The following is a 25,509-nucleotide window of genomic DNA, read 5'->3' as shown; positions in this document are numbered from 1 at the left end:
GAAGGTCTATCCCGCGCCTCATGATCCCTAAAATTTGTGATACTTTTCACAACTTAGACAATTATGGTGCCCGGCCCCGAAGGACCGGGTTCCACTCCGTTAACAAACTTCTGAGGGATCATTTATATTGTAATCATAGCTCTTCCTATCCAAAAAGATTGTGACAAATATCACAATAAGTGATATTTGTCACCATTTTTACACGCCTGTTCACTTATTCTTCAAATCTTCCATAGAAGGCGTCGCGATAAATCTCAGCCAGCTCGCTGACCAGCGGCAGCTTCGGATTCGCAGTCGTACATTGGTCTTCGAAGGCACGGTCCGCCAGGTAATCGACGCGCGATTCGAAATCCTTCGCATCGAAGCCAAGCGCTTGGAACGATTCCGGAATGCCCAGCTTCTTGTTCAGATCGCGCACCGCTTTGATCAAGCTCTTCACGCCTTCTTCCGTCGTGCGAGCCGGCAGACCCAGAATGCGGGCGATTTCCGCATAACGTTCATCGGCAACGAAGTTTCTGTATTTCGGCCATGCCGCGAATTTCGTTGGTTTCTTCGCATTGTAGCGGATGACGTGCGGCATCAGAATCGCATTGGTACGTCCATGGGCCGTACCGTATTGACCGCCCCATTTATGCGCCAAGCTGTGGTTGATGCCAAGGAATGCGTTGGCGAACGCCATCCCTGCGAGCGTCGAAGCATTGTGCATTTTCTCGCGGGCCAGCTTGTCGCCGGTCAGCGCCGATTTCTCCAGGTATTGGAATACCAGCTGGATCGCTTTGATCGCCAGACCGTCCGTGTAGTCGTTAGCCATGACCGAGACGTAAGCTTCGATCGCATGCGTCAGTACGTCCATACCGGTATCTGCAACAGCCACTTTCGGCAAGCTGTAGACGAACTCAGGGTCAATGATCGCAACGTCCGGCGTCAGCTCGTAATCCGCCAACGGGTATTTCGTGTTGCCGTTGATTTTATCGGTAATAACCGAGAACGAGGTAACTTCGGAACCGGTACCCGATGTCGTTGGAATGGCCACGAATTTCGCTTTTTGGCCAAGACGCGGATATTTGTAGATCCGTTTGCGGATATCCATGAATTTTTGCTTCAGATTGTGGAAGTCGGTATCCGGATATTCATAGAACAGCCACATGCCTTTCGCCGCGTCCATCGGCGAACCGCCGCCCAGGGCGATAATGCAGTCCGGTTGGAACTTCGCCATCAGCTCAGTACCGCGTTGTACGGTCGTGGTCGATGGATCCGGTTCAACGTCCGAGAACACTTCGATGGCTACCGGCGTTTGGCGTTGACGCAGGAAATGTTCGACTCTTTCCACGTAGCCGAGCTTCACCATCATCGGGTCAGTAACGATCATGACGCGGGAGATGTCCGGCATCTTCGCCAAGTATTGCGTCGAGTTTTTCTCGAAGTAAATTTTGCTAGGCACTTTAAACCATTGCATGTTCACGGTACGATGATTCACCCTTTTCACGTTGATCAGATTCACGGCCGTGACGTTCGACGAAGTCGAGTTGCGTCCGTACGATCCGCAGCCCAGCGTCAGCGACGGCAGGTTTGTGTTGTAGATGTCGCCGATACCGCCTTGCGAAGAAGGTTGGTTCACCAGGATCCGGCAAGTTGGCATCCGATCGGAGAATTGTTGAATCACTTCCTCATTGTTCGAGTGGATTACCGAGGAGTGACCCATGCCGCCGAATTGCACAACTTCCAGCGCACGTTTAATGCCTTCCTCTGCATTCTTCACTTTGTAGCAAGCAAGTACAGGACTCAACTTCTCTGCGGACAATGGGAATTTCGGACCAACGCCTTCGATCTCGGCAACGAGAATTTTCGTTCCGGCCGGGACGTCGATGCCGCACATTTCCGCGATTTTTACGGCCGATTGACCAACGATCGCAGGGTTCACCGCACATTTCTCCGCGTTGATGGCTCCTGCGGTCAGCTTGGCAGCTTCTTCTTTATTTACAAAATAGCAGCCGTTGGCGATCATTTTCTTCTTCACTTGGTCGAAGATCGGTTCTTCGATAATCACCGCTTGTTCGGATGCGCAAATCATACCGTTGTCAAACGTTTTGGACAGGATCAGGTCGTTGACCGCTTGATCCAGATCGGCGCTCTTCTCAATGAAGCAAGGAACGTTACCAGGGCCTACGCCGAGGGCCGGCTTACCGCAGCTATAAGCTGCTTTAACCATCGCGGAACCGCCGGTAGCCAGAATGCAAGCGACATCCGGGTGATTCATCAGCGCGTTCGTGCGGTCCATGGATGGATTTTCGATCCATTGGATACAGTCCGCAGGTGCCCCGTGTTTAACAGCGGCTTCAAGCAATATTTTAGCGGCTTCCGTGCTGCAGGCTTGCGCGGATGGATGGAAGCCGAAGATGATCGGGTTGCGAGTTTTGATGGCGATCAGAGATTTAAAGATGGTGGTCGACGTTGGGTTCGTGACCGGGGTAATCCCCATGATGATCCCAACCGGCTCGGCGATTTTTTGGAAGCTCTCGTAAGGATTGTCTTCGATGACGCCTACTGTTTTTTGGTACTTAATGCTGTTCCAGATATACTCGGTTGCAAACATGTTCTTGATGATTTTATCTTCGTATACGCCGCGTCCCGTTTCCTCGATCGCCATTTTCGCCAGATGCATATGCTTGTCGAGCCCAGCCAAAGCCATCGCTTGCACGATCTTATCGATCTGCTCCTGATCCATGCTCATGAATGCTTCGGAAGCTTTCTTGGCTTTGTCGATCAACGTTTGAATATACTCTTGCGCGGTTGGCTGAGCTTTAGCAGCTACTTCGTTTTTAACAGCCATCTCTCTCATCCTCCTAAATTTTGATTTAGGGATTGCTTGCAGATGGTGGTCCTAAATCTTATTTGTGAAAAAATTCACTTGCAAGCGAATCCTTATGAAGCTTGTGCGCTTCTCTTTATGTCTTGATCATAGCACAGGCTTTTGATTTTGTATAGTGAAATTTTTCACATACTTTAAAAAAGTTGAAAGTTTTCACTTGTCACGATAAGTTTTTCATATATACTTTACATTGTGTACATAGTATCACCTTTAAATACTTACCGATCGCCAGTTTATTATTTTGCACCGTTTTTAGTGAGAACGTACTGTTCGACATAGTGAAATTTCTCACAATGTTCACTTTTTCGGGCTTTACAGCCCCCAAAAACTAAAAAAAACGGGTTATAATTAATTTAAAATTTTCAGAAAAATTTGGAGCACAAAGGGGAAATCGATGATGAGTGAAATTGTGAATGCCACCCTGCCCCGCGGCAATACGAGCTGTTTTTCAGAGCAAAACTTCAATCGCCTTCTCGTTACGATGAAAGACAAATCTTATCCCGAGGGGACACATTTGTTCTGGGAAGGTGACTATTCCGATAAACTGTTCTACATCAAGCGCGGCCGTGTGAAGTTGACGAAATCGACGGATGAGGGCAAAGAATTGATCCTCTACATGTATGGTGTCGGCGATATGGTTGGGCAAGCCGATCCGTTCTTCAGCTCGAAGCATAGCTTTACCGCCGAAGTCATCGAAGACTGTGAAATCGGCATTATCGAGCAGAAGGACCTGGAAATCATGATCTGTCAGCATTGCGATTTCGCCATCGATTTCATGAAATGGATGGGCATCCATCACCGTTTGACGCAAACCAAATTCCGCGATCTGATGATGTACGGCAAACCGGGCGCTTTGTGCTCGACCTTGATTCGCTTGAGCAATACGTACGGTGAGCCGCACGGAGACGCCATTCTGATCAATAAGAAGATCACCCATACTGACTTGTCCAACATGATCGGGGCAACGCGCGAAAGCGTCAACCGGATGCTGAGCGACCTGCGCAAGAAGGATGCGCTGGACTATGAGAACGGGATGATCGTGATCAAAGATCTGGTCATGCTGCAAGATATTTGCCACTGCGAGCTGTGCCCGAACGAAATCTGCCGCATTTAACCGCCTAGTACTCCCCCCATATTCGGCGTTAGTTCTAGCGATTTGAACCGTCCCTTGAGTGCAGGGCGGTTTTTTTGCTTTCTATTAACGTGTAACGTGAAAAAAAATCCCCCAATCCTCTTCGCTCCCCAATGAGGTTGGGGGATACATATGTGGTTATGAGCCCTATGCTTTCTTGCGCATGGGGGAAATGAACCAATATGCCATTGCGACGAATACCGCACCGCCCCCAAATCAAACTTGCCTCATGCTTCAAAAATAGCGCGGCGACCTTCCGATCACCGCGCTGTCGATAGCCGCACTACGCTTGCTGCAAAGCAGCAGCGGCAATGTAGACCTGTTCGTCCTCCACCTTGACCGGGAACATCGTGACCTGCCCGGTATCCGGTGCTTGAACGAGCCCGGTGGTCAGGTCGATTTTCCAATCATACAACGGATCATACAGATAATGACCCGATACGATCCCCTCGGCCAGCGGTCCGCCCTTTGGATGCGGATTTTGGTTCAGCGCCGCAAAAATCCGGCCATCCGATGTTCGGAACACGGCAATTTGCAGGCCGGCCACTTCCACGACACGCCCGATTTGCAGCAGAAAATCCTCCAAGGCACCAACAGGATAAAACGTTTCGCCCTTACTCTCCATACTCATGCACCATGACCCCTTTCTCTAGGACGCTGTATTACAGCTGGCTGCTCACTTCTAACGAGTGATACAATTTGCCAAGCTGTTCGTTGTCGTTCAGCACTTTTTTCCATGGATCGGATACTTGCTTCAAAGCAAATTCAATCCGTTCCATCAGCGCTTTGCGGTTCTTCACATCGTCAACGATAACCGAGCGGATATGCTCAAGGCCCATCCGTTCCACCCATTCCGACGTTCTCTCCAGGTAGTTGCCGGTTTCACGGTAGTACTGCATCAGCGCGCCGCACACTTCAATCAATTCCTCATCGGTTTTCACCTTGCACAGCGAGTCCGCCAAGCGCGGCTTGATCCCGCCGTTGCCGCCAATGAAAACCTCCCAACCGCCGTCATTGCCAACGATCCCGATATCTTTGGTGCACGACTCGGCGCAGTTACGCGGGCAGCCGTTAACCGCCATCTTAAATTTCGCCGGGAAGTCCAGCCGCTCGAATTTGCGCTCCAGCAGCGCGCCCATACCCATTGAATCCTGGGTGCCAAAACGGCAGAACTGCGAACCAACGCAGGTCTTTACTGTGCGCAACGATTTGGCATAAGCATAACCTGACGGCATATCCAGCTCTGCCCACACCTTCGGCAGGTCCTCTTTCTTCACGCCGATCAAATCCAGCCGTTGTCCGCCCGTGACCTTGACCACCTTGACATTGTATTTCAACGAAACATCGGCGATTTTCTTCAGATCTTCCGGCGTTGTGACGCCGCCGTACATCCGCGGCACCACGGTATACGTGCCGTCCTTTTGAATGTTGGCATTCATCCGTTCGTTGACGAAACGCGAAGCTTTTTCATCTTCATGGGTATCCGGGTAGATCATGCCTAGATAGTAGTTAATCGCCGGCCGACACTTCGAACAGCCTTCCGGCTGCGTCCATCCGAGCACATTCATCACTTCTTTGGTTGTCTGCAGCCCTTTCGCTTTAATCTCGGCAACGATCTCGTCCCGGCTAAGCGTAGTGCAGCTGCAAATCCCCTGTTTCGCCGATTGGGTAAAGCCATCGCCAAGCACATATTGCAGGATCTGCTCGACGACCGGTTTACAGCCGCCGCAAGATCGAGTCGCTCCGGTGCTCGCTTTAATTTCGTCGACCGTCGTCATCCCTTGATTTACGATGCAGTCCACGATCGTGCCTTTCGTCACCCCGTTACAGCCGCAGACGATTTCCTCATCGCTCATCGTTTCGACCGATGCCTTCTTCTTGGTGCCGCCGCAGCAGCCCCCGCCCATCAGCGATTCGTACAACTCATCGGTCATCTCCGCGCCTTGCTTAATCAGCTTCTGCAGCTCAGCCGAATCTGTGATATCCCCGAACAGCACTGCCCCAACCAGCTTGCCGTCCTTCAGCAAAATTTTCTTATAGGTGCGTTTCCACTCGTCCTTGCTGACGATCACTGTATGCTCCGGTCCATCGATAAATTCACCGGTGGAGAATACATCCACGCCGGAAATTTTGAGCTTGGTCGATACGACCGAACCCTCATAAGGCGCGGTATCCACGCCGCTGATATGCTTCGCCAACACCATCCCCTGCTCGAACAAAGGCGCAACCAGACCGTAACAAACCCCGCGGTGCTCCGTACATTCCCCCACAGAATACACACCTTCAAGCGAGGTTTGCAGATAGTCGTTCACGACGATCCCACGGTTCACTTCGATGCCGCTGGCTTTAGCAACCGCAACATTAGGTCGGATTCCCACAGCCATAACGACGAATTCCGCCTCCAGCTCCGTCCCGTCGGCAAAGCGCAGGCCGCGAACCCGATGGTCGCCAAACAGCTCCGTCGTTTGTGCGCCCATCTTAAATTTGATCCCTTGCCGCTCCAACTCTGCTTTCAACATGCTCGCTGCCTGATGGTCTAACTGGCGTTCCATCAGATCTTCCATCAAATGTACAACCGTCACGTCCATCCCCAGTTGCACAAGGCCTTTGGCCGCTTCCAATCCCAACAGTCCACCGCCAATGACGGCCGCCTTCTTGTAGGTCTTCGCCGCCTCCAACATTTGCTTGCAGGCCGCGATGTCACGGAAGCCAACGACCCCTTCCTTATCGCTGCCTGGAATCGGCAAGATCAGCGAATTGGAGCCCGTTGCGATCAGCACTTTATCGTACGGGACGCGCAACCCATTATCGGCGACGACCTCTTTGGCTTCGGCATCAATCCGTTCCACTGCAGTTCCGACATGCAGGGTGATCCCGTTCTCTTTGTACCAGTTCAAATCGTTCAGCACGATATCGTCCAGCGTTTTGCTGCCTTCCAGCACATATGACAGCATAATTCGATTGTAGTTCGGATGCGGCTCGCTTCCGAATACCGTAATGTCAAATTTCGTAGTCAACTTCAGGATTTGCTCTACCGTGCTGATTCCGGCCATTCCGTTACCGATAACAACTAGTTTCTCTCGTTCCATTCCCATATCTTTAGAATGCCTCCTCCAATAAACACCTGGGTCTCATGCAACTTAGCGATAGTTAAAATTTGAAGTGCTCCCATGCTCCCAGTATACTTTTCAAATAAGGAGGACTTTGTGATTCCATTCACATTAATTGTGAAAATTTTAACATACTTTTGTCATAACTTTTTCAATGTTCTGTAAAAAAATCCGCTCTCCCGGATGATCACCAGGATTACGGATCTCTAAGTTACATCGTACTTCTATTGCGTCGTCAAGGTAATCTCCACGTAGTCTTGCGGCTTTAATCTCATATCCAGGCCATTATCCAGCAGCTTCTTCCCATTCACTTTCAGGATCCATTGCTCGTCCTGCTTAGGGGTATAGCCGCCGACGGAGATAATTGATTTATGGTTAGGGTTAAACTGTACCAATCCACTGTGCTTCAGGAGATCTCGAACGGTGGTGTTATCACTGTATTTATGGACAAAATATTGCTTCTGACTGCCCCCGTCGATAATCAACAGCAAGGACGCCAGCGGCGAGATCGCTTCATAGCTGTCCACCGTCTTGACGTAAACCAGCAGCTTGTCACCCATTTGCAGCTCCTGATCCCAGTTGGTAGAGGCCAGCTCCTTATCATTTAGCCGGGTCCCCCATTCCAACGCCGAATCCAGCGACACCTCCCCCACCGATTGAATGGCGGACTGGTCCTCTGTAAATTTGACAATCCCGCTGCTTGCCAAGGCATGACGTACCGTTAACCCGTCGATATAATCAAAATGCAGGTTACGCGTCACATCAGGGATAAAGGTGCCTCCATCAATCATTAATGTGATATCGTGGGGGTGTTCTACTTCTGTTGTCTGCGTCTCCGCTGGTGTCGGTTGATCCATAATCTGGCCGCGGGCGCACGCCGACGCGATTATGATTATAGTCAGTCCTGCCATACATCCAACGAACCATCGCCATCTGTTAAACATAGCCGCCCTGCCTTTCTCCTCATCATTTTCCCAACTTCGGCCAGATCGTATTCCTTCTTCTTAAGCATACCGGACAAAGTGCAGGTTCTCAAATTTCAGGCTCCCTGATGGATATTGGCAAAAATAAAAAGGCCCCCGTCATCGGAGGCCTGTTGTATGTTCAGATGTCTTACTTAAGTACGTCGTGATCAACGTAGCGTTCGCCGTTCATTTCGCTGATCAACTCAATCGCGACCTTCGCGCCGTCGCCCGCGGTAATGATCGTATGCACGCTTACCCCGGCAACCGTTCCTGCTGCCCAAATGCGCGGAATGCTCGTACGGCCTTGGCCATCCGTAGCAATCACCGTTTTGATTCGAGGTTCGCGGCCTTCCTTCAGCTCCAAACCGATAGCGCTTGCAAGGTCGGTTAACGCGCCGGTGGCCAATATGATATGGGACGCTTCATAACTGCGGCCGGATTCGGTCTTCACCGTAACCGTTGAACCACCGTTCGTATCGATGTCAGTCACTTTCTCTTCAATGAACTTCGCGCCGAATTTCTCCGCTTGCTCCCGGCCGACCTTCAGCAAATCGGGTCCGGAAATGTCCTTCGCACCGTAATGATTCTCGATCCATGCCCGTTTGGTCATACTGGAGTTGCTGTCCAGAACGAGCGTTTCTTTACCTGCCTTCGCCAAGAAAAGTGCTGCACTAGCTCCTGCAGGTCCTGCTCCAATAACAATTACATCAGCCACACGTACACCTACTTTCTATGATATTCCATGCCGCCCGCTCGCCGGTAACGGCATGTTCGTTGTTTATTTAATCCACTCTTCCGCCCAGGACTGCACTTGTTCCATAACGGGACGAAGCGCCCGGCCTTTCTCCGTTAGTTCATATTCAATCCGGACCGGCGTCTCAGGATAGACATGGCGAACCAGGATTCCTTCACATTCCAGATCCTTCATCCGCTCGGATAACATTTTATCGCTCATGGAAGGAATCTGATTCGAAATATCCTTAAATCGCTTGGGACCGTCCATCAGCGTTTTGATGATCAGACCGTTCCAACGTTTGCCTAAAAACGAAAATGCCGATTCAAATCGCGGACACATTGCCTGGGAATGCTCATCCATAAAATTCACCTCGTTATCATCGCCGACCTAAGGGCTGAAAGCTTACAATTTGTTAGTATATTTCATAATAGCATATTTATTAGAGGAAAGTAAGGGGGATGCCCGGTCATTTAAAAAAACGACCGCCTAGGCGGCGGCCGCTAGTATAGTATATTACGCTGGTTGTAACTTATACCCACCACATTTCGCCGGCAGAATCTTCCACCAACACCTGCTGGAGATTGCGTACCGCCTTCGTGAACCCTTCGTCGATCGACATCAGGCCGTCTTCATGCTCGATGCTGACAACATAATCGTAGCCATACAAGCGAAGGGCACTGATAATGTCCGCCCAGGTTTTCAAATCATGGCCATATCCTACTGTACGGAACTGCCAGGCCCGATCCTGCATCATCGTATAAGGCTGCATATCCGTAAGCCCGTAACGGTTCACGTTCACCGGATCAATCGTCGTGTCCTTGGCGTGGAAATGGTGAATCGCCCCAGCCCGGCCAAGGATCGAGATCGCCTGCACCGGATCAATTCCCTGCCACCACATATGGCTGGGGTCCAAATTGGCGCCGATGGCTTCCCCAGCCGCTTCGCGTAGGCGAAGCAGCGTGGCCGGCGTATGCACGGAGAACCCGCCGTGCAGCTCCAGACCGATCTTCACATGATGCTCTGCGGCATAACGGCCCATTTCCGACCAATACGGAATCACCTTCTGGTTCCACTGCCAATCGAGGATCTCCTGGTAATCGTTCGGCCACGGTGCAACCGGCCAGTTCGGATATTTCGCGTCCTCGTGATCGCCGGGACAGCCGGAGAACGTATTTACCACCGGCACCTCCAGTAATTCAGCCAATTGAACGGTCTTGACGAAAGCGTCATGGAACTCTTGCGCCACCGCCTTTTGCGGGTGCAGAGGATTGCCGTGGCAGCTGAGCGCACTGATCGTTAACCCCCGCGATTCCACCGCCCGTTTGAACTCCTCCCGCGCTTGTTTATTTTCCAACAATACATCGGGATTACAATGCGCGTTGCCAGGATAACCTCCAGTCCCGATCTCTACAGCTTTTAGCCCCTGTGCCGCTGCCTTATCCAGCGCCTGCTCCAAGGGGAGCCCTCCGAACAATACGAGAAATACGCCTAATTTCATCTCCGGTCCCTCCCGTGATTAATCAAAATAAACCGTTTTACCCGTTCTCGCCGACTCGTAAATCGCTTCCAAAATTTCCGTGACAACCAACGCTTGCTCCGGTTTCACCAGCGGTTCCTTATCCTCGAGAATCGCTTGTACCCAAGCTCTTGCTTCACGAGTAGCTTCGGTCTCCTGTTTCCCCTCGAAGAAGGCAACACCGCCCGAGCCCAAATCAATCTTCGTTTCATACAGGCGACTCAATTTCTCCCCATTGATCCGTAGTCCGTTGGTCATGTCCGCGCCGCCTTCCGTTCCGCACAGCAGTGTTTTGGCTTCGCCGATATCCACGATGTTCAGCGCCCAGCTTGATTCCAGAATGATTGTCGCGCCATTCTTCATCGTAATGAAGCCAAATGCGGAGTCCTCCACTTTGAACTCCTCCGGATTCCATGGCCCGAATGCATTCGCTGCATTCTCGCGGCTGCCAAGCTTGTGGAAGACAGAACCGGTGACGCTCTTCGGCTCATAGTTGTCCATCAGCCACAAGGTCAGATCCAGAGCGTGCGTACCGATATCAATCAATGGACCGCCGCCTTGCTTCTCCTCATCGAGGAAGACGCCCCAAGTTGGCACGGCCCGGCGGCGAAGCGCCAGCGCCTTCCCCAGATAAATGTCGCCGAGCTCACCTTTTTCGCAAATCTCCTTCAAATACAAGCTGTCGCTGCGGAACCGGTTTTGGTAGGCGATTGTCAGCTTCTTGCCCGTACGCTTCGCTGCATCCAGCATTTGACGAGCCTGCTCTGCCGTCTTAGCCATCGGCTTCTCACACATGACATGGCGACCGGATTCCAACGAATCAATCGTAATTTCGGCGTGGGAATCGTTTGGCGTGCACACATGCACAACTTCAGCATCGCTTTCCTCTAACAGCTGGCGATAATCGGTATACACCTTGGCGTTCTCCCCGCCGTATTGCGCTGCGGCTTTGGCTGCGCGCTCCTCGATAATATCGCAAAATGCGACCATCTCCACCTCAGGCTGCTGGGCCAGGCTTGGCAAATGTTTTCCGTTCGCAATCCCGCCGCAGCCGATAATGGCTACTTTCAACGTTTTAGACATGAAGTTTACCTCCTTTTTGCGCATAGTCACGTACCCATTCCATGCTTGTCTGAATGCTCGTGAGCGAATCTCCGGCGCAATGATCCTGCTCGACGATTAACCATTCCACCCCCGCAGCAATCGCAGCATCGCCGATTTCCGTGATGGCAATCTCCCCGCGGCCAAGCTCAACCGTATCCGGCGAACCGTCCGCCTTCTTGACCACGTCCTTCCAGTGCACCAGCGGAAGCCGCCCCGTATATGTAGCGATATAATCCAGCGGATTCGCTCCAGCAAAGGCGACCCAGCAGGAATCAAGCTCAACCTGCAACAGGTGTTCAGGCACTTGCTCGTAGATGGCGTCAAGCACCGGCTTGCCGTCGTGCTGTAACGTCAGCTCAAAATCATGATTATGATAGCAAAGCACCAAATCTTCCTCTTTGCACTTTTCACCGAATTTTTTCAAATCTTCGATGATTTCCGACCAACGGTTGCGGTCTTCCTCTGCCAAATAAGGAACGATGATATAGCGGCTGCCAATCGCTTTATTAAACGCCAATTCCTCGTCGATCGCTTCCTTCAACCGGGTATATGGGGTATGCGCACCAATCGCCGTTAATCCCGTCTCCCGCAAAATCTCCTGTACTTGCTCTGCCGTGCGCCCGTAAAATCCGGCAAACTCGACCCCTTGATAGCCAAGCTCTGCCACTTTGCGCAAAGTTCCTTCAAAATCCCGTTCCAAATGATCTCTTACCGTATACAACTGCAAACCAAGCTTCGTCATGATTTCATTCTCCTCTTCATCATAGTAAGTCCGATTAGAGCTCTACAGGGCTCAACAGGATATGCCGACCTTCCTTCGAGGACCGGGCAACCGCATGCATCGCCTCCAGGACATGATAAGCCAGTTTGCCGCTGGCTCGATGCTCCCGGCCTTCCTGTATCGCTTGCACCATTTCCTCAATACCGCGTCCCCGCTCGTTATCTCCGCTGGCAAACACCGGCGGCAGCGTCTCCCAAGTCTCTTCCCCGGCCCGACGCAGCTTCACCTCACCGGTAAACCAGTTCGGATCAGGGACTTCCAGCGTACCTTCGGTGCCGTAAATCTCAATCCGCGGCAGCATGCTGCCGCCCCGCACGTCAAAGCTGGTCACCAGCGTACCGATCGCCCCTCCCACAAAATCCAGCGTTGCGCTGTAATGGGTTGGCGTATGAACGGGAATCGGGGTGCCCGCTTTGGGACCGGACCCGATCGTCCGCTCCGGAATCTGGCTTCCCGCCGAACCGCTGATCCGGCGAATCGGTCCAAGTAATTGGACCAGCGCCGTCAGATAGTACGGCCCCATGTCGAACATCGGCCCGCCGCCTTCTGCATAGAAGAACTCCGGATTCGGATGCCAGCTCTCCGGCCCGCCGCTTACCATAAACGCGCTGGCTGCCACCGGACGGCCGATCAGCCCGTCTTGAATCGCCTTGCGGGCCGTTTCCAGTCCGGCGCCAAGGAAGGTATCGGGGGCACAGCCGACGCGAAGATGGCGTGCAGCGGCCAGCTCCAGCATTCGACTGGCATCCTCCAAGTGGATGGCCAGCGGCTTCTCCACGTAGACATGCTTGCCGTGCTCCAGAGCCGCAATGTTAATCGCCGCATGGGACGAAGGCACCGTGAGATTCAGAATCAGGTCGATCTTAGGATGCCGCAACATTTCTTCAACTGTGAATACGTTTTCAATTCCGAATTCCTCGGCCCGCTCGCGCGCCTTCTCCGGAAACTGGTCGGCCAGCGCCACAACCTTCAGCCTGTCGCTCTTCGCCAAATGACGGAGGTAAGCCGGACTGATGTTGCCGCAGCCGATAATGCCAATCTGGATGTCTGTCATTTTGGTCACTCCTGCCAAGCAGATGTTTGTCAATTTGATGCGCTACCCATGTACCATGGTATTTCAAATTGCTCCAATGTAAAATGAATAATATGATTGAAACATGAACAATCTGGTCATTTTTTTCGAGAACCCTGTGGAGGACACCGATGAACAAAGAGGTAAACCTGCAAATTTTACATGCCGGCTATTCGTTGCACCGCAAGCCGTTCCACACGACCCAGCCGAACGGGCACGAAAATTATCTGATCCGCCTGCAGACGTTAGGCAAATGCCGTACGCGGTTAAACGGGCGGCTGGAGTTGCTTGAGCCTGGGGATTTGCTGCTGTTTGCCCCCGGGGACCCTTACGAGCTGAAAATCGAAGCCGAAACGAACGGAACAGGCGAACCGGTGGTTTCCAGCGGAGATTACCATATTTTTTTGTCCGGGGAATGGATCGAGTCCTGGTGGAACCGCCGGCCGCTTCCGCACCGCTTGAAGGTTCCCCTGTCCGAAGGGATGGTTGGGGCCTTCCGGCAGATTATGCTGGAGCAGCGCCGCATCTCCAACCCGATGCCGGAAATCTCCGAGTACTACTTGAAGATTCTGTGCCTGGAGATCGAACGGAATTTGCTCGAGCAGCCGCAGCCCACCTATCCTACCTATCTTGCCCACCGTCTGAAAAATTATATCGAAGAAAACGCCTCCTCCCCATTTAAGCTGGAGGACGCTGCAGCCCACGTCGGCATCAGCGTGTCGCGGGCGGTGCATCTGTTCAAGCAGGCCTTTGGCACCAGCATGATTCAATACACGCTGGAGGTGCGGCTGAACATGGCGCGCGAGCGGATTATTTTCAGCCCTCTGTCGCTGGAGCACGTTGCGGAAAGCTCCGGTTTCCCCAGCTACAACTACTTTCATAAAGTGTTCCGCAAGCGGTTTGGCATGTCGCCTAAGCAGTTTCGTTTATCTGCCCGGGAGAACAACACTTAACTCCGGAGCCAAAAAATCGCAAAAAAACAACGCCGCGACGGGCCAAATGATCAGCCACCTGCGGCGTTGTTTGCATGCGTTTTTCCTTTAACTTCCGTTTGTCTGCGGCATCGCTTTCGCTTGGTGAAGCCGCGCTTTGCGCTTCTTCATGAATTTGCCCAGCAGCACGACAGCGGCGATGATGAGCAGCTCGAAGCCGTATTTAATCCAAGGGCTGACGAACCAGTCATGAATCAGCGGTTCTTCGACGATCATCTTGGATGCTGTCCAAGCCAGCACGGCTGCCCCAATCGTAATGACGATCGGAAAGCGTTCAGTCAGCTTCAAAATCATCGTGCTGCCCCAAACCATAATCGGTACGGATACGGCCAGACCGATAATGACCAGCATGGTGTCCCCGTGCGCCGCGCCAGCTACCGCAAGCACGTTGTCGAGGCCCATCATGGCATCGGCGATGATGATCGTGCGGATGGCCGCCCACATTTGGTTCCCGGCCTTGATCTCATGACTTTTCTCCTCAATCAGCAGTTTATAAGCAATCCAGACTAATGCAAGCCCCCCGGCAAGTCGTAAACCCGGGATGTTGAGCAGCTGCACGACGAGCAGTGTCATGATCACCCGGATCAGAATCGCCCCCAGGGTCCCCCATACGATAACTTTCTTCTGATCCTGTTGCGGCACATTGCGGGCGGCAAGCCCAATGACGATCGCGTTATCCCCGGCTAAGACGAGGTCGATCAGGACGATGGATAATAAGGCCATCCAAAATTCCGGTGACAGTAAGTCCATGTTCTCTCCCCTTTCTAAATGTTCCATGCAACGGATCTATTTTTTCTGGATAACGGCCTCGCCATTCACGTCAATTGCCGCAGGCCTGCAAAGGCTGCGAGACGGTACAATCGGACGTTCGATATGGCTGGGACTACGGGAAGATCCCACCGTTCCAAAAAAATACGCCGTGTCCGTATTGGGCACGACGCATTTACGCATCAAAAAAGACCTTTACCCAATACTCGCTACGGGCAAAGGTCTCGCTAACAACTCTTCGTTGCCAATAAAGCCGGGGTATGTATAACTCCCGTAATGACGACTTTATTGTAACAGCTACTCCCCTTTGGGAACCATGCATGTTTTATTGAGTTATATTATAGCACGCACTTTACGAGAGAACCAGCCTTTTATGCTATCATTTTGGCTTTGTGCCAAAACAAGTTATAATAGTGATGAAATGGAGGGATCCCAAATGAGTCCATCATCAAATTCCAATCTCAAATTAGCCACGTTTGCCGGAGGCTGCTTCTGGTGCATGGTATCACCATTCGAGGAACTGCCCGGCGTTCACGGCATTATTTCTGGATATACCGGCGGTCATACGGTGAACCCTACGTACGAGGAGGTTTGCGCCGGGAATACCGGGCATTACGAAGCCGTGCAAATTACGTACGACCCGGACATCTTTCCTTACCGCAAGCTGCTGGAGTTGTATTGGCAGCAAATTGATCCAACGGACGAAGGCGGCCAATTCCATGACCGCGGCGATTCGTACCGGACCGCGATATTTTATCATGATGAGCAGCAGCGTCTGGAAGCGGAAGCTTCCAAGCAAGAGCTTGCGCAAAGCGGCCGCTTCGATAAACCGATTGTCACCCCGATTCTGCCGGCAGCCCCATTCTATCCTGCCGAGGAGTATCATCAGCAATACCATAAGAAGAATCCGGGACACTACCGGCTGTATCGCAAAGGCTCCGGCCGCGAGGATTTCCTGGAGCGCCACTGGTCCGGCCCTGCCGATCGGGAAGAGCTGAAGCGCAAGCTGACGCCGATCCAATATGAGGTCACGCAAAATAATGCGACCGAGCGTCCATTTACCGGAGAGTATTGGGACCATGAGGAAGAAGGCATTTACGTCGATGTCGTTTCCGGCGAGCCGTTGTTCAGCTCCCGTGACAAATACGATGCCGGCTGCGGTTGGCCGAGCTTTACCCGCCCGATCCGGAGCTACCACATCAAGGAGAGAACCGATACCAGCCATTTTATGATTCGCACTGAAGTGCGCAGCCGGCTGGGTGATTCCCATCTGGGCCACGTCTTCGAGGACGGCCCAGAACCAACGGGACTCCGCTATTGCATCAATTCCGCAGCGCTCCGCTTCGTGCCGAAGGCCGATCTGGAGAAGGAAGGGTACGGCGAATATCTGTATCTGTTTGAAGACGCGCCAAAATCGCAAAAGTAAATACCCCAACAAGAAACAGGCAGCCCCTCTCGGCCGCCTGTTTCTTGTTATTTATAGAAGAATCGCTATTGCTCGCTTTGATCGATTCCAGTCTTCTTCCGGGCGCGAAACCGCCGTACCTTCATCAGGTTGCCGCACGTCTTGTCTTCGCAGTATTTCTTCGTCCGGTTGCGCGTGTCATCGTAAAAAAACCAGCGGCAATCCGGGTTATCACACAGGCGAATTCTTGACGTTTCCCCGTGAAGCAGCGTTTCACCGAAGCTGGCGGCAATCTCTGCCCGCACATGGCGCCAGTCCTCCGTCACTGGAACATATTGCAGCCGGATGTCTCCCGGTTCTCCGGACAACCTGCGGGTAACCAGATCCTGCGCCAAATGTTTATTGAGCACCTGCCAATCCGCCTCCTCCATCTTACCGCCTCCCGCCAGTTTGACCGTTAAGGCATGCAGGCGTTCCCGAAAATGACGCATGGCCAAGACCTCTTCCGCCGGCATCGGCACAGGAGCAGTCAATTGCCATTGATTAAGGAACCACTGCTGCCAGTTCAGCTTTTCCAGCCGATCTTCGCTGCGTCCGCTTCCCCGCCAGTCATGCCACTCGCTGTTCAAAAAATCACTCCATAATGTTTCCACTTCGAAGCCCCCAAATCCGTAACGACCTAATCAATAAATAAATGGTTACATTTCTCATTTCTTCTGCTACAATATCATTGTAACCCTTGAAATCGTAATTAGCCAGTTACAATGATAAGGAGGAAATGGAATGAGCATTACCCCCGTCGATTTACTCGTTGTGCAAAAGGACAATACTTGGGATGTCGAGGAATGGATCGTGCCGTTGTCGACGGCATTGGAAGGTTTGACCGCCGAGCAAGCCGCTTGGGCTCCGCCGGGAGGCGGCAATACGATCTGGCAAACCGTCAATCACATCAATTATTATAACGGGCGGATCCTCAGCCGCTTAAGAGGAATCAATCCGGGCCCGGCCTTAGAAAAAAACGAAGACACCTTCGCCGGAACCGGCGGGACCTCGGATGAAGCGGCATGGGCCGACGTTCTGGCCGAAACGAAACGAATCCAACAGGAATTGCGCGAGGCGATCGCTTCTTTAACCGATGAAGCCCTAGGGGCACCATACGCCAATACGGGCGAATCGTTCGGACGCGAGCTCTCCCGCTGGTTGCTGCATGATGCCTACCACGCCGGACAAATCGTATTGATCCGCCGGCAGCAGGGATCTTGGAGATCCTGATCCATCAAAGAGAAAACGGCCCGAGCCTTAAGCTCGAGCCGTTTTCTCTTTGATTGGATGGTAAGGCAGCCGCATCGGCGTAAGCTGTCCCTGACCGTAATGGACGGTCCAGGTAATCACTTTGCCGGCGATCAGCACTGCCAATATGGTAAACATCGTTTCTTTGAATGGTAAATATAACAATGAGACCGTCAGCACGACCGCATCCATGATAATAAACATCGTACCGATCTTGATGCCGGACCACTGGCTTAGAAGCATGGACAAGATATCGTCCCCGCCGCTCGCTCCGCCGGCCCGCAGCACAAGTCCCGCACCGAAACCGGTGAGAAGACCCGACAGTAATGCGGCCAACGGCAGGTTGCCGTGCAGGTTCATCGACAGCGGCGAAAATTGCTCGCACAACTCGTAAACCAGCGAAAACGTCAATGATGCCACCACCGTATTCAGCACGAACCGATGGCCCTTCAACCACCAGGCAAGCACCACGATCGGCAAATCGAGTGCGATCATGGTCAAGGCCGGAGGCAGGTTAAACAAATATTTGCCAAGCAACGCCAGGCCAACAAATCCGCCTTCCGACAATCCGTTCTGAAAATTGATGTGGTAATACGTAAACGCCAATAAACTAGATCCTGCTAACATCATTAATAACCGAGTACCGTACGTCTGCCATCTTGCTATTGTCCTCATTTGGAATCCCTCTTATCGTAGTTTGGTTGACCATTCGGCAACACCCTACGGAGTGAGTCCATGAGGAATTCATCCTTCGCATGATTTCACGCTTCCTTCGTAGGTTTGTCGCCGAAATACCGACTAGCTACGAAAGGAGCTAAGTGTAAGAGAGATCACAACGTTTCCAAATCGTCCTTTGGGATTTCGTCCTTCGGGGACTCATGGTATCCTGATCCTTTCTGTTAGAATTTCTTCTATTCATATTATACCACAAAACAAATCATGACTCCACGGGACAGGCGACAAGCCAATTTATTTCCTTGGATTGTGTGATAGATGTCATTGCATTTTAGTAACAGTTCACACATTGGCAATTTTCGATGTGACGAAAGTCACCTTTTGACCATTCAAGCCTTCCTATACTGAGGTGGAACGAAAAATCAAGGAAAGAGGGTTCCACCGATGCTTGATTCAAAGACGATCGAAATCATTAAATCTACCGTACCTGTTCTCGAAGTTCATGGACAAACGATTACGAAAACCTTCTATCAGACCATGTTCAAAAATCATCCCGAGCTGCTCAACGTGTTTAACCATGCCAACCAACGCCAAGGCAAACAGCCTACCGCGCTGGCGAATGCGGTGTATGCCGCTGCGGCGCACATTGACCGTCTGGAAGAGATTCTTCCGGTCGTTCGCGGCATTGCCCAGAAGCACCGGGCGTTAGGAATCCAGCCGGAGCAATACCCGATTGTTGGCGAGAACCTGCTCGCCGCCATCAAGACGGTGCTGGGTGACGCCGCCACCGAGGAAATCCTTGATGCTTGGGCTAAGGCATATGGTGTCATTGCGGACGTATTTATCAGCGTAGAAGCGGAGATGTACCGCGAAGCCGAGCAAAAAGAAGGCGGTTGGCGCGGATTCCGCCGCTTCATCGTTGACCGGAAGATTAAGGAGAGCGACGTGATCACCTCCTTTTATCTGAAGCCGGAGGACGGCCAAGCGATTGCCGCCTATGAGCCGGGGCAATACATTACTGTCCGTGTGAAACCGGAAGGCCAGGAGTTTACCCATCTGCGCCATTACAGCCTGTCCACGGCACCGGGCAAGCCGTATTACCGGATTTCGGTGAAACGGGAGGATGCTGCGGAGGACTGCCCGGCGGGCATTGTCTCGACCTATCTGCATACCCAGATCGAAGAAGGCGATGTGCTCGAACTTAGCGCGCCGGCCGGCGATTTCACATTGAATCCATCGTCGAACCTGCCGCTTGTGTTGCTCAGCGGCGGCGTTGGTCTTACGCCGATGGTCAGCATGTTGGAAGCAGCGCTGCAAGGCGAAATCAAACGCGATATCGTCTATGTCCACGCCGCTCGCAACGCGAAGCACCATGCGATGAAGGAGCATATTGCCGAGCTCGCACGGACCAACGACAATCTGCGTACCTACACCGTATATGAAACGTCCGAAGCCGGCGAAGGCTGCGACAAAACCGGCTATATCGATCTGCCTTGGCTGAAGACGATTACGACAGCTGACAGCGACTTTTACTTCTGCGGCCCGGTTCCGTTCATGAAGGCGGTTCGCCGCGCCTTGAAGGAATGGGGCGTACCGGACGAGCGGATTCACTTCGAATTTTTTGGCCCGGCAGACAGCCTGGAAGATACGCTCAACTAACAGAAAATCAGCCTTGAGACATACAAAAAGCGCGGACAGCAGGAGGAACCTCCCGTTATCCGCGCTTTTGTTCGTGAAGACGGTTTACGACCGGTCGTGACCATGGCCGCGCAGCAGCCGGTTCACCGTCTCCCGCCGCACGCCGATCAGCTGGCCGATCTCTTCCTGGGTTAAGTAATCGGTCAAAGGCAGGCCATGGGCATGCTGTCCCAGCCATTTGGTCAGCAGCTCCAGCCGTTCGGCCGGCGTTCCCACCGTCAAATGGTCGAGCCGCTCTTGCATAAATCGAACCTTCTCCTGCAATAACTGCGCGACCTCCAGCGGTTTCTTCGGATCCTCCTGAAGCTCGCGGTACCATACCTGCGCAGGGATCGCTTCAACCTCGCTGCGCATGAGAGCGATCGCCGTCCCGTGCACCTCTTTCGGGGTAATCAAGGAATGATGCGGTACCGTTTCCCCCGGGTACAAAATATTAAACAAAACCATGTTCCCGTTCGGGTGCAGACGCGTTACCTTAAACAGCCCGCTCTTAATATGGTATAGAAAAGAACCATCGTCCCCTTGACGGAACAAGATTTCGCCTTTATGTAGGATCATGCCAATCTCTCCATTTCCACAACTGCCAATTAGTTTTATTATAGCAAAAACAGAGAAGACTGTCCTAACCAAGATCAAAACAAAGGCTGTCCCCGTCTATTTCTATGGGGCAGCCTTCTGTTATTACGGCCCATTGAGTTTACGATGCCAAGCTTCATAGCTGTGAACGGCAATGCCGGCAAACGATCCGTGCCTTTTCCCCAGCTCCTCTAACCTTTCCATTTCCCGGTCCAGCGAAGCAAGCGGCAGATCATGGAAGGAGACGCCGGGCCCTTCCCGGCTCTCGCCCAGCTCGACGCCCACCCAGACCCGTTTCTTTTGCCGATCCGCTTCATTTAGCGTCCGCTGTGAAATTTCATAGATGCGGCCTGCAGCATCCCGATAGGCCATAATCGCCAAGTAATCGAACTGATCAACCATCCAGTCGCCCAGCGGCAGCTGCAAGGCCCCGCTCGGGTGGTCGATCCGATCCAGCCAGAACGGAACGGCCGCACCGATCGCAAGATCGTTATATCTCGCCTCTTCGGTCCAGACGCGGACGCCCTCCATCCACTGCTCTACCACGGCTTCTTGATCCTTCTGCCATCGGTCCAGCAGGTAGGGCTCAACGTCCAGTTGGACGCCGGCAAACCGCTCCTCCGGCTTCCCTTCCCGGTTGAAGTCGATCACCCATTTCAGAAACGCCTCGGCTTCATCCCGGTGCTCCCGCAGCGCCCACTCCGGATGACCGCTTAAGGCATGCACCTGGATGCCTGCTTGGGCGGCAGCACGGATGAAGCTGCGGTAACTGTCCTGCTCCACCCCGCTGCCAATTTGCAAGAAGATCGTGTCCACACCCTGCCCGCGGACAAAGTTCAGCAGCTCACCCGGTTGCTGTTCGATAACCTTCGTCTCCCAAATCCAGGTCGCCTTCGCATGTGAACCCGATGGCCGGATAAAGGCCAATAACATAAGCAAAGCCATCAACAGCATCCCGCCAAGCGCAAGCAGGGCCGGCCGCTTGCTTCCCGACAACGCCCGAAGGCGGACGAAGATCGGTTTTTTGAGCATCAATCCTCGTATCCTTAACCTACGATCAGCGCTGGGGACTCTTCCTTGATATGCGCAACGGAGTGGCCGATCTTATACACATGCGGCAGCGGATAATCGCGGAACGCATTGCGCGTATCCACGATCGGCACGCCGAGGTGAGCGATTCCTTCATAATCGAAGTTGCTGTGATTCGTCACCAAGACGATGCAGTCGTAGGCTTTGAATTTATCGAGATCGTATTCGACGCTGTGCACCACGCCGCCGGATTTTTCACGGAAGCTTGTCGCATACGGGTCGTAATAGTCCACCTTGGCGCCGCTGTCCTTAAACAGCTCGTACACGGACAATCCCGGCGATTCGCGCAGGTCGGCGATGTCTGGCTTGTACGCCATGCCAAGGATCAGGATGCGGGATTTTTTAATCGATTTGGCGTATTCATTCATGATTTTGGACGTTTTATTCACGACATAATAAGGCATGTTGTCGTTGGTCGACTGCGCCAGCTCGATGAATTGGCTGTAGAACCGGAAGCCCTTCGCTTTCCAGCTCAAATACATCGGATCCAGCGGGATGCAGTGACCGCCGATGCCTGGTCCCGGATAGAACGGCATAAAGCCAAACGGCTTGGTCTTCGCCGCGTCAATGACTTCCCAAATATCGATGCCCATGCGGTCGCACATCATAGCCATTTCATTCACAAAAGCGATATTCACGCTGCGGAACGTGTTCTCCAGCAGTTTGGACATTTCCGCCACTTTCGGCGAGGACACAGGAACAACCGTTTGGACATATTGGGAATACAGTGCCGTCCCCAAATCCAAGCAAGCCTTGGTAGTTCCTCCGATGACTTTCGGGGTGTTGTAAGTATTAAATTTCGGATTGGACGGATCGACCCGCTCCGGCGAGAAGCAGAGGAAGAAGTCCTCACCTACTGTATAGCCCAGCTTCTCCAGCTCGCGTTGAATCAGCTCTTCCGTCGTCCCCGGATAAGTTGTGCTTTCCAGCGTAATCAGCATGCCTTTTTTCATATACCGCTTCAACTGATCCACCACGGTGACGATATAGGAGGTATCGGGATCCTGATTTTCGCTCAGCGGCGTCGGCACGCAGATGCTGACCGCGTTAATTTCGGACAGTACCGCGTAATCCGTGGTTGCCTGGAATCGCCCTGTGGCCATCACTTCGGCCAGCGTTTCGGACGGGATATCGTGAATATACGATTCTCCGCGGTGGATTTTCTCGATTTTTGATGTATCCAGATCGATGCCCACCACTCGGAATCCTTGCTTCACCATTTCCACGGCCAGCGGCAAGCCGACATAACCTAAACCCACTACGCCCAGTACGGCGGTTTTCGATTCAATCGCATTCATCAGCTTCTGGTAATGATTGTTCACAGGTTTCTACCTCCATTATGTTCTCTGTATTGGAATCAGATATTATTGGATGCAACGGCGAATTCGCGCGTCGAGTTCAACCGGGGAGAACGGCTTGGTGATATAATCGTCTACCCCGTTTTGGAAGCATAAGCTGATCGTTTTCTCGACCCGCTGCTCCGTTAACACAACGATTTTAGGCATCTGCTCGTTGCCGACCTTCTGAATTTGATGGATATACGGCAGTCCATCGATCCCGTAAAGGTTCAGCTCCGTCAGCACCAGATCCGGCTTCCAATCGGCAATCAAGTCCAGGGCGGTCAAGCCGTTATCGGCTGTCATCGTTTCATAGCCCTGCATATTCAGCCGGATTTGAAGGAATTCGCGTACCGCCGGATCCCCTTCCACGATTAGGACTCGGCTTTTGACAACCAGCATGTCAGCCTTGGTAAAAATATAAATATCATCGGAGTAATTCTGTTTGGCTTTTTCCTCGATTTGACTCAGCACCTGCGGGGTAATCGCTGCCTGCGAAGTGAAGCTGGCCAGCGCCATCCGCGGACGGTAATCGGCAATGCGCTCCTGCAGCTGCTGCTTCAGGCGCAAGCCTTGATAGTGAACGGCATCCAGTGTCAGGCCTGGCAGCAGTACCGCCACGCTTCCTGGCTCATCCCCGCTCCATACATCAAACTGAAGTCCAGGTTCAGACTCCAAAATTCCCCGCACCTGGGATGCCACGTAAGAGGGGCCGCCTGCGGAATAAATGAATACCACCCCGTTTACCTCGCTGGCTGTTTCCCTCACGCGTTGCCCCATGCCGGCGTATAAGCCGGATTGTTCCGTTTGGTTATGCAGTGCTGTCAGGTTTGACATCATTCATTCCCGCCTTTCTTCTTCCGTAAGTTTATCCTTAAGTTTGGTTACTTCTTGGATCCAAGCCTTCCTTTGCCCTATCATCTCCTTTCCGGCAACCGCCGCAAAGCGGGGGAGGGAGCTCCCCGATCCCTAGGCTGACTTGGCCGGCTTGGCTGTTTTGGCAGCCGAATCTCCTTTGTCCTGCCAGCTTTGACGGGTCATCGTCCCCCAGGAGTTGTTATTGCGCATGAACTGGATATGTCCCTGAATGCGCCACAATCCCCCGAGCTGCGCGTAACCGAAAAACTTTAGCGCCGAGAACAACAACAGCTTGCACAAATCCGACAGCTTGTCGAAGCGTTTGAACGCCAGTTCCTCCAGTAAGAGCGCCCCGATACTGAGCACGTAACCGCTGAGGAAGTTGATCAGCCAGAAGATCGCAAGAATCCGCCAGTGCGTCATGTCCATCAGCGTGTACCCAATCAGGGCGAGCAACCCCGTGATTTTAAAATAAGGGTTCAGTGCTTCAAAAATAATGTTGTACGGCATCGTCAGAAGCCCCATCACCTTGTATCTCGGATTAAAGGCCATGTCGTAGTTCTCGATCATGTTCTTCAGGTTCCCGCGGCCCCAGCGCTTGCGCTGGTTCGACAGAATCCGGTACGTGTCCGGCGCTTGTGTCCAGCACACCGCTTCCGGACAGAAGGCGATACGGTACTTCAGCTTGTTCTCCAGCATGTACCGATGAAGTTTAATGATGATGTTCATATCCTCGCCGGGATACCCGCCGCGATAACCGCCGACGGCAATAACGTAATCCTTGCGGAACAGGCCAAACGCTCCCGAGACGATGATCAGCCCATTGATGGAGCTCCAGCCGATCCGGCCGCCGAGGAACGCCTTCAAGTATTCCGTGGCCTGGAACATCGGCCAGATTTTGCGAGGCAGCGAAACCTCTTTCACTGCCCCGTTCTCAATCACGCAGCCGTTGGCAATCCGCACGTCGCCGCCGATGGCCACCGTTTCCTCCGGATTTTCCATATACATCCGGGCCATCCGGATCAACGCGTCCTTCTCCAGCAACGAGTCGGCATCAATCGAAGAAATGAGCGGATAATGCGCCAGGTTGATGCCGGCATTCAGCGAATCGGCTTTACCGCCGTTCGGTTTGTCGATGACGTACAGATGCGGGTACTTCGGATTGTGGTACACCGCCGTAATCGGCTGACAGTCGATCGTGTGACGAACGTCTGGATTCTCTAGCGGCATCAGCTCAAATTCTTCCCGCAGCACGCCCAGCGTGTTGTCCTTCGATCCGTCGTTAATAACGATAACTTCATAAGTCGGATAGTTCAGGGTCATCAAGCATTTCACGTTCTCAATAACCGTGAGTTCCTCATTAAAGGCAGGCACCAGCAGCGAGACCGGCGGTACCAGTTCAGAACCGGACAGCGTGTTGTATTTCGAATAGGCCGCCCGGCGGAAGATCGTCAAAATTTGGCGGAACGAGAACGTCATAATCGAAAAATAAATCAAGTTAACCGACATGACGTAATACGTCGCAAACAGACCATA

The 25,509-nt window shown here is 52.6% G+C and carries 23 protein-coding genes; 5 read left to right on the top strand and 18 right to left on the bottom strand.

Annotated features, from left to right (window positions below; genetic code table 11):
* Nucleotides 1-214: 214 nt before the first annotated feature.
* Complete coding sequence (gene adhE, locus M3G15_RS11010) at nucleotides 215-2,830, bottom strand: bifunctional acetaldehyde-CoA/alcohol dehydrogenase (RefSeq protein ID WP_260070919.1); 2,616 nt, start codon at nucleotides 2,828-2,830, stop codon at nucleotides 215-217.
* Between the two features lie 436 nt (nucleotides 2,831-3,266).
* Between adhE and M3G15_RS11005 the strand changes: the two genes are divergently transcribed.
* Nucleotides 3,267-3,983, top strand: a complete 717-nt coding sequence (locus M3G15_RS11005; protein WP_036645269.1) for a Crp/Fnr family transcriptional regulator — start codon at nucleotides 3,267-3,269, stop codon at nucleotides 3,981-3,983.
* A gap of 301 nt (nucleotides 3,984-4,284) precedes the next feature.
* Here the strand turns inward: M3G15_RS11005 and nirD are convergent, their stop codons facing one another.
* The 9 genes from nirD to M3G15_RS10960 form a co-directional block, all read right to left on the bottom strand.
* On the bottom strand, nucleotides 4,285-4,632 hold the full coding sequence (gene nirD / locus M3G15_RS11000; protein WP_028538283.1) for a nitrite reductase small subunit NirD: 348 nt from the start codon (nucleotides 4,630-4,632) through the stop codon (nucleotides 4,285-4,287).
* A gap of 31 nt (nucleotides 4,633-4,663) precedes the next feature.
* Nucleotides 4,664-7,096, bottom strand: coding sequence for a nitrite reductase large subunit NirB (nirB, locus tag M3G15_RS10995; protein WP_311202272.1), 2,433 nt, complete (start codon nucleotides 7,094-7,096; stop codon nucleotides 4,664-4,666).
* A 239-nt stretch (nucleotides 7,097-7,335) separates the two neighbouring features.
* Entirely contained in the window at nucleotides 7,336-7,968 is a 633-nt protein-coding gene (locus tag M3G15_RS10990; protein ID WP_139817480.1) for a hypothetical protein, read from the bottom strand.
* A gap of 256 nt (nucleotides 7,969-8,224) precedes the next feature.
* A complete protein-coding gene (locus M3G15_RS10985) occupies nucleotides 8,225-8,791 on the bottom strand; it encodes an FAD-dependent oxidoreductase (RefSeq protein ID WP_009225302.1) in 567 nt (188 codons plus the stop codon).
* A 63-nt stretch (nucleotides 8,792-8,854) separates the two neighbouring features.
* Nucleotides 8,855-9,172: a winged helix-turn-helix transcriptional regulator gene (locus M3G15_RS10980; protein WP_009225301.1), complete on the bottom strand. Its 318-nt coding sequence runs from the start codon at nucleotides 9,170-9,172 to the stop codon at nucleotides 8,855-8,857.
* A 169-nt stretch (nucleotides 9,173-9,341) separates the two neighbouring features.
* Entirely contained in the window at nucleotides 9,342-10,310 is a 969-nt protein-coding gene (locus tag M3G15_RS10975; RefSeq protein ID WP_085170742.1) for a sugar phosphate isomerase/epimerase family protein, read from the bottom strand.
* 18 nt (nucleotides 10,311-10,328) lie between these two features.
* Nucleotides 10,329-11,411 carry a Gfo/Idh/MocA family protein gene (locus M3G15_RS10970; RefSeq protein WP_260070918.1) on the bottom strand — a complete coding sequence of 361 codons (1,083 nt, stop codon included), beginning with the start codon at nucleotides 11,409-11,411 and terminating at the stop codon, nucleotides 10,329-10,331.
* Nucleotides 11,404-12,174 carry a sugar phosphate isomerase/epimerase family protein gene (locus tag M3G15_RS10965; RefSeq protein WP_009225298.1) on the bottom strand — a complete coding sequence of 257 codons (771 nt, stop codon included), beginning with the start codon at nucleotides 12,172-12,174 and terminating at the stop codon, nucleotides 11,404-11,406. The genes M3G15_RS10970 and M3G15_RS10965 overlap by 8 nt, the downstream gene beginning before the upstream one ends.
* Nucleotides 12,175-12,208: 34 nt before the next feature.
* Nucleotides 12,209-13,267, bottom strand: a complete 1,059-nt coding sequence (locus M3G15_RS10960; protein ID WP_260070917.1) for a Gfo/Idh/MocA family protein — start codon at nucleotides 13,265-13,267, stop codon at nucleotides 12,209-12,211.
* 149 nt (nucleotides 13,268-13,416) lie between these two features.
* Between M3G15_RS10960 and M3G15_RS10955 the strand changes: the two genes are divergently transcribed.
* Nucleotides 13,417-14,238, top strand: a complete 822-nt coding sequence (locus M3G15_RS10955; RefSeq protein WP_009225296.1) for an AraC family transcriptional regulator — start codon at nucleotides 13,417-13,419, stop codon at nucleotides 14,236-14,238.
* Between the two features lie 87 nt (nucleotides 14,239-14,325).
* On the opposite strand, the gene M3G15_RS10950 is transcribed toward M3G15_RS10955, so the two are convergent.
* Nucleotides 14,326-15,027 (bottom strand): TerC family protein, encoded by a 702-nt coding sequence (locus tag M3G15_RS10950; protein ID WP_260070916.1) that lies wholly within the window; start codon nucleotides 15,025-15,027, stop codon nucleotides 14,326-14,328.
* 454 nt (nucleotides 15,028-15,481) lie between these two features.
* Here M3G15_RS10950 and msrB point away from each other — a divergent pair, with 454 nt between their 5' ends.
* Nucleotides 15,482-16,471 carry a peptide-methionine (R)-S-oxide reductase MsrB gene (gene msrB / locus M3G15_RS10945; protein WP_260070915.1) on the top strand — a complete coding sequence of 330 codons (990 nt, stop codon included), beginning with the start codon at nucleotides 15,482-15,484 and terminating at the stop codon, nucleotides 16,469-16,471.
* A 65-nt stretch (nucleotides 16,472-16,536) separates the two neighbouring features.
* Here msrB and M3G15_RS10940 read toward each other — a convergent pair whose 3' ends face one another.
* On the bottom strand, nucleotides 16,537-17,103 hold the full coding sequence (locus M3G15_RS10940; RefSeq protein WP_260070914.1) for a CGNR zinc finger domain-containing protein: 567 nt from the start codon (nucleotides 17,101-17,103) through the stop codon (nucleotides 16,537-16,539).
* 130 nt (nucleotides 17,104-17,233) lie between these two features.
* On the opposite strand from M3G15_RS10940, the gene M3G15_RS10935 reads away from it, so the two are divergent.
* Nucleotides 17,234-17,722, top strand: coding sequence for a DinB family protein (locus M3G15_RS10935; protein WP_260070913.1), 489 nt, complete (start codon nucleotides 17,234-17,236; stop codon nucleotides 17,720-17,722).
* A gap of 27 nt (nucleotides 17,723-17,749) precedes the next feature.
* Here the strand turns inward: M3G15_RS10935 and M3G15_RS10930 are convergent, their stop codons facing one another.
* On the bottom strand, nucleotides 17,750-18,415 hold the full coding sequence (locus M3G15_RS10930) for a YitT family protein (protein WP_028538293.1): 666 nt from the start codon (nucleotides 18,413-18,415) through the stop codon (nucleotides 17,750-17,752).
* Between the two features lie 444 nt (nucleotides 18,416-18,859).
* On the opposite strand from M3G15_RS10930, the gene hmpA reads away from it, so the two are divergent.
* Complete coding sequence (gene hmpA, locus M3G15_RS10925; RefSeq protein WP_260070912.1) at nucleotides 18,860-20,074, top strand: NO-inducible flavohemoprotein; 1,215 nt, start codon at nucleotides 18,860-18,862, stop codon at nucleotides 20,072-20,074.
* An 84-nt stretch (nucleotides 20,075-20,158) separates the two neighbouring features.
* Here the strand turns inward: hmpA and M3G15_RS10920 are convergent, their stop codons facing one another.
* The 5 genes from M3G15_RS10920 to M3G15_RS10900 form a co-directional block, all read right to left on the bottom strand.
* Nucleotides 20,159-20,671, bottom strand: coding sequence for a Crp/Fnr family transcriptional regulator (locus M3G15_RS10920; RefSeq protein WP_260070911.1), 513 nt, complete (start codon nucleotides 20,669-20,671; stop codon nucleotides 20,159-20,161).
* 123 nt (nucleotides 20,672-20,794) lie between these two features.
* Nucleotides 20,795-21,721 carry a hypothetical protein gene (locus M3G15_RS10915; RefSeq protein ID WP_260070910.1) on the bottom strand — a complete coding sequence of 309 codons (927 nt, stop codon included), beginning with the start codon at nucleotides 21,719-21,721 and terminating at the stop codon, nucleotides 20,795-20,797.
* Between the two features lie 14 nt (nucleotides 21,722-21,735).
* Nucleotides 21,736-23,076: a nucleotide sugar dehydrogenase gene (locus M3G15_RS10910; RefSeq protein WP_397376610.1), complete on the bottom strand. Its 1,341-nt coding sequence runs from the start codon at nucleotides 23,074-23,076 to the stop codon at nucleotides 21,736-21,738.
* Between the two features lie 66 nt (nucleotides 23,077-23,142).
* On the bottom strand, nucleotides 23,143-23,952 hold the full coding sequence (locus M3G15_RS10905) for a response regulator transcription factor (RefSeq protein WP_028538296.1): 810 nt from the start codon (nucleotides 23,950-23,952) through the stop codon (nucleotides 23,143-23,145).
* Nucleotides 23,953-24,084: 132 nt separating this feature from the next.
* Nucleotides 24,085-25,482, bottom strand: a complete 1,398-nt coding sequence (locus M3G15_RS10900; RefSeq protein ID WP_036624697.1) for a glycosyltransferase family 2 protein — start codon at nucleotides 25,480-25,482, stop codon at nucleotides 24,085-24,087.
* Nucleotides 25,483-25,509: the final 27 nt, after the last annotated feature.

Origin of the sequence: Paenibacillus sp. p3-SID1389, from assembly GCF_025151705.1 — a bacterium.
GTDB classification, from domain to species: domain Bacteria; phylum Bacillota; class Bacilli; order Paenibacillales; family Paenibacillaceae; genus Fontibacillus; species Fontibacillus phoenicis.
The sequence above is the reverse complement of the archived record's forward strand: the minus strand, read 5'-3'. Positions and strand labels throughout refer to the sequence as shown.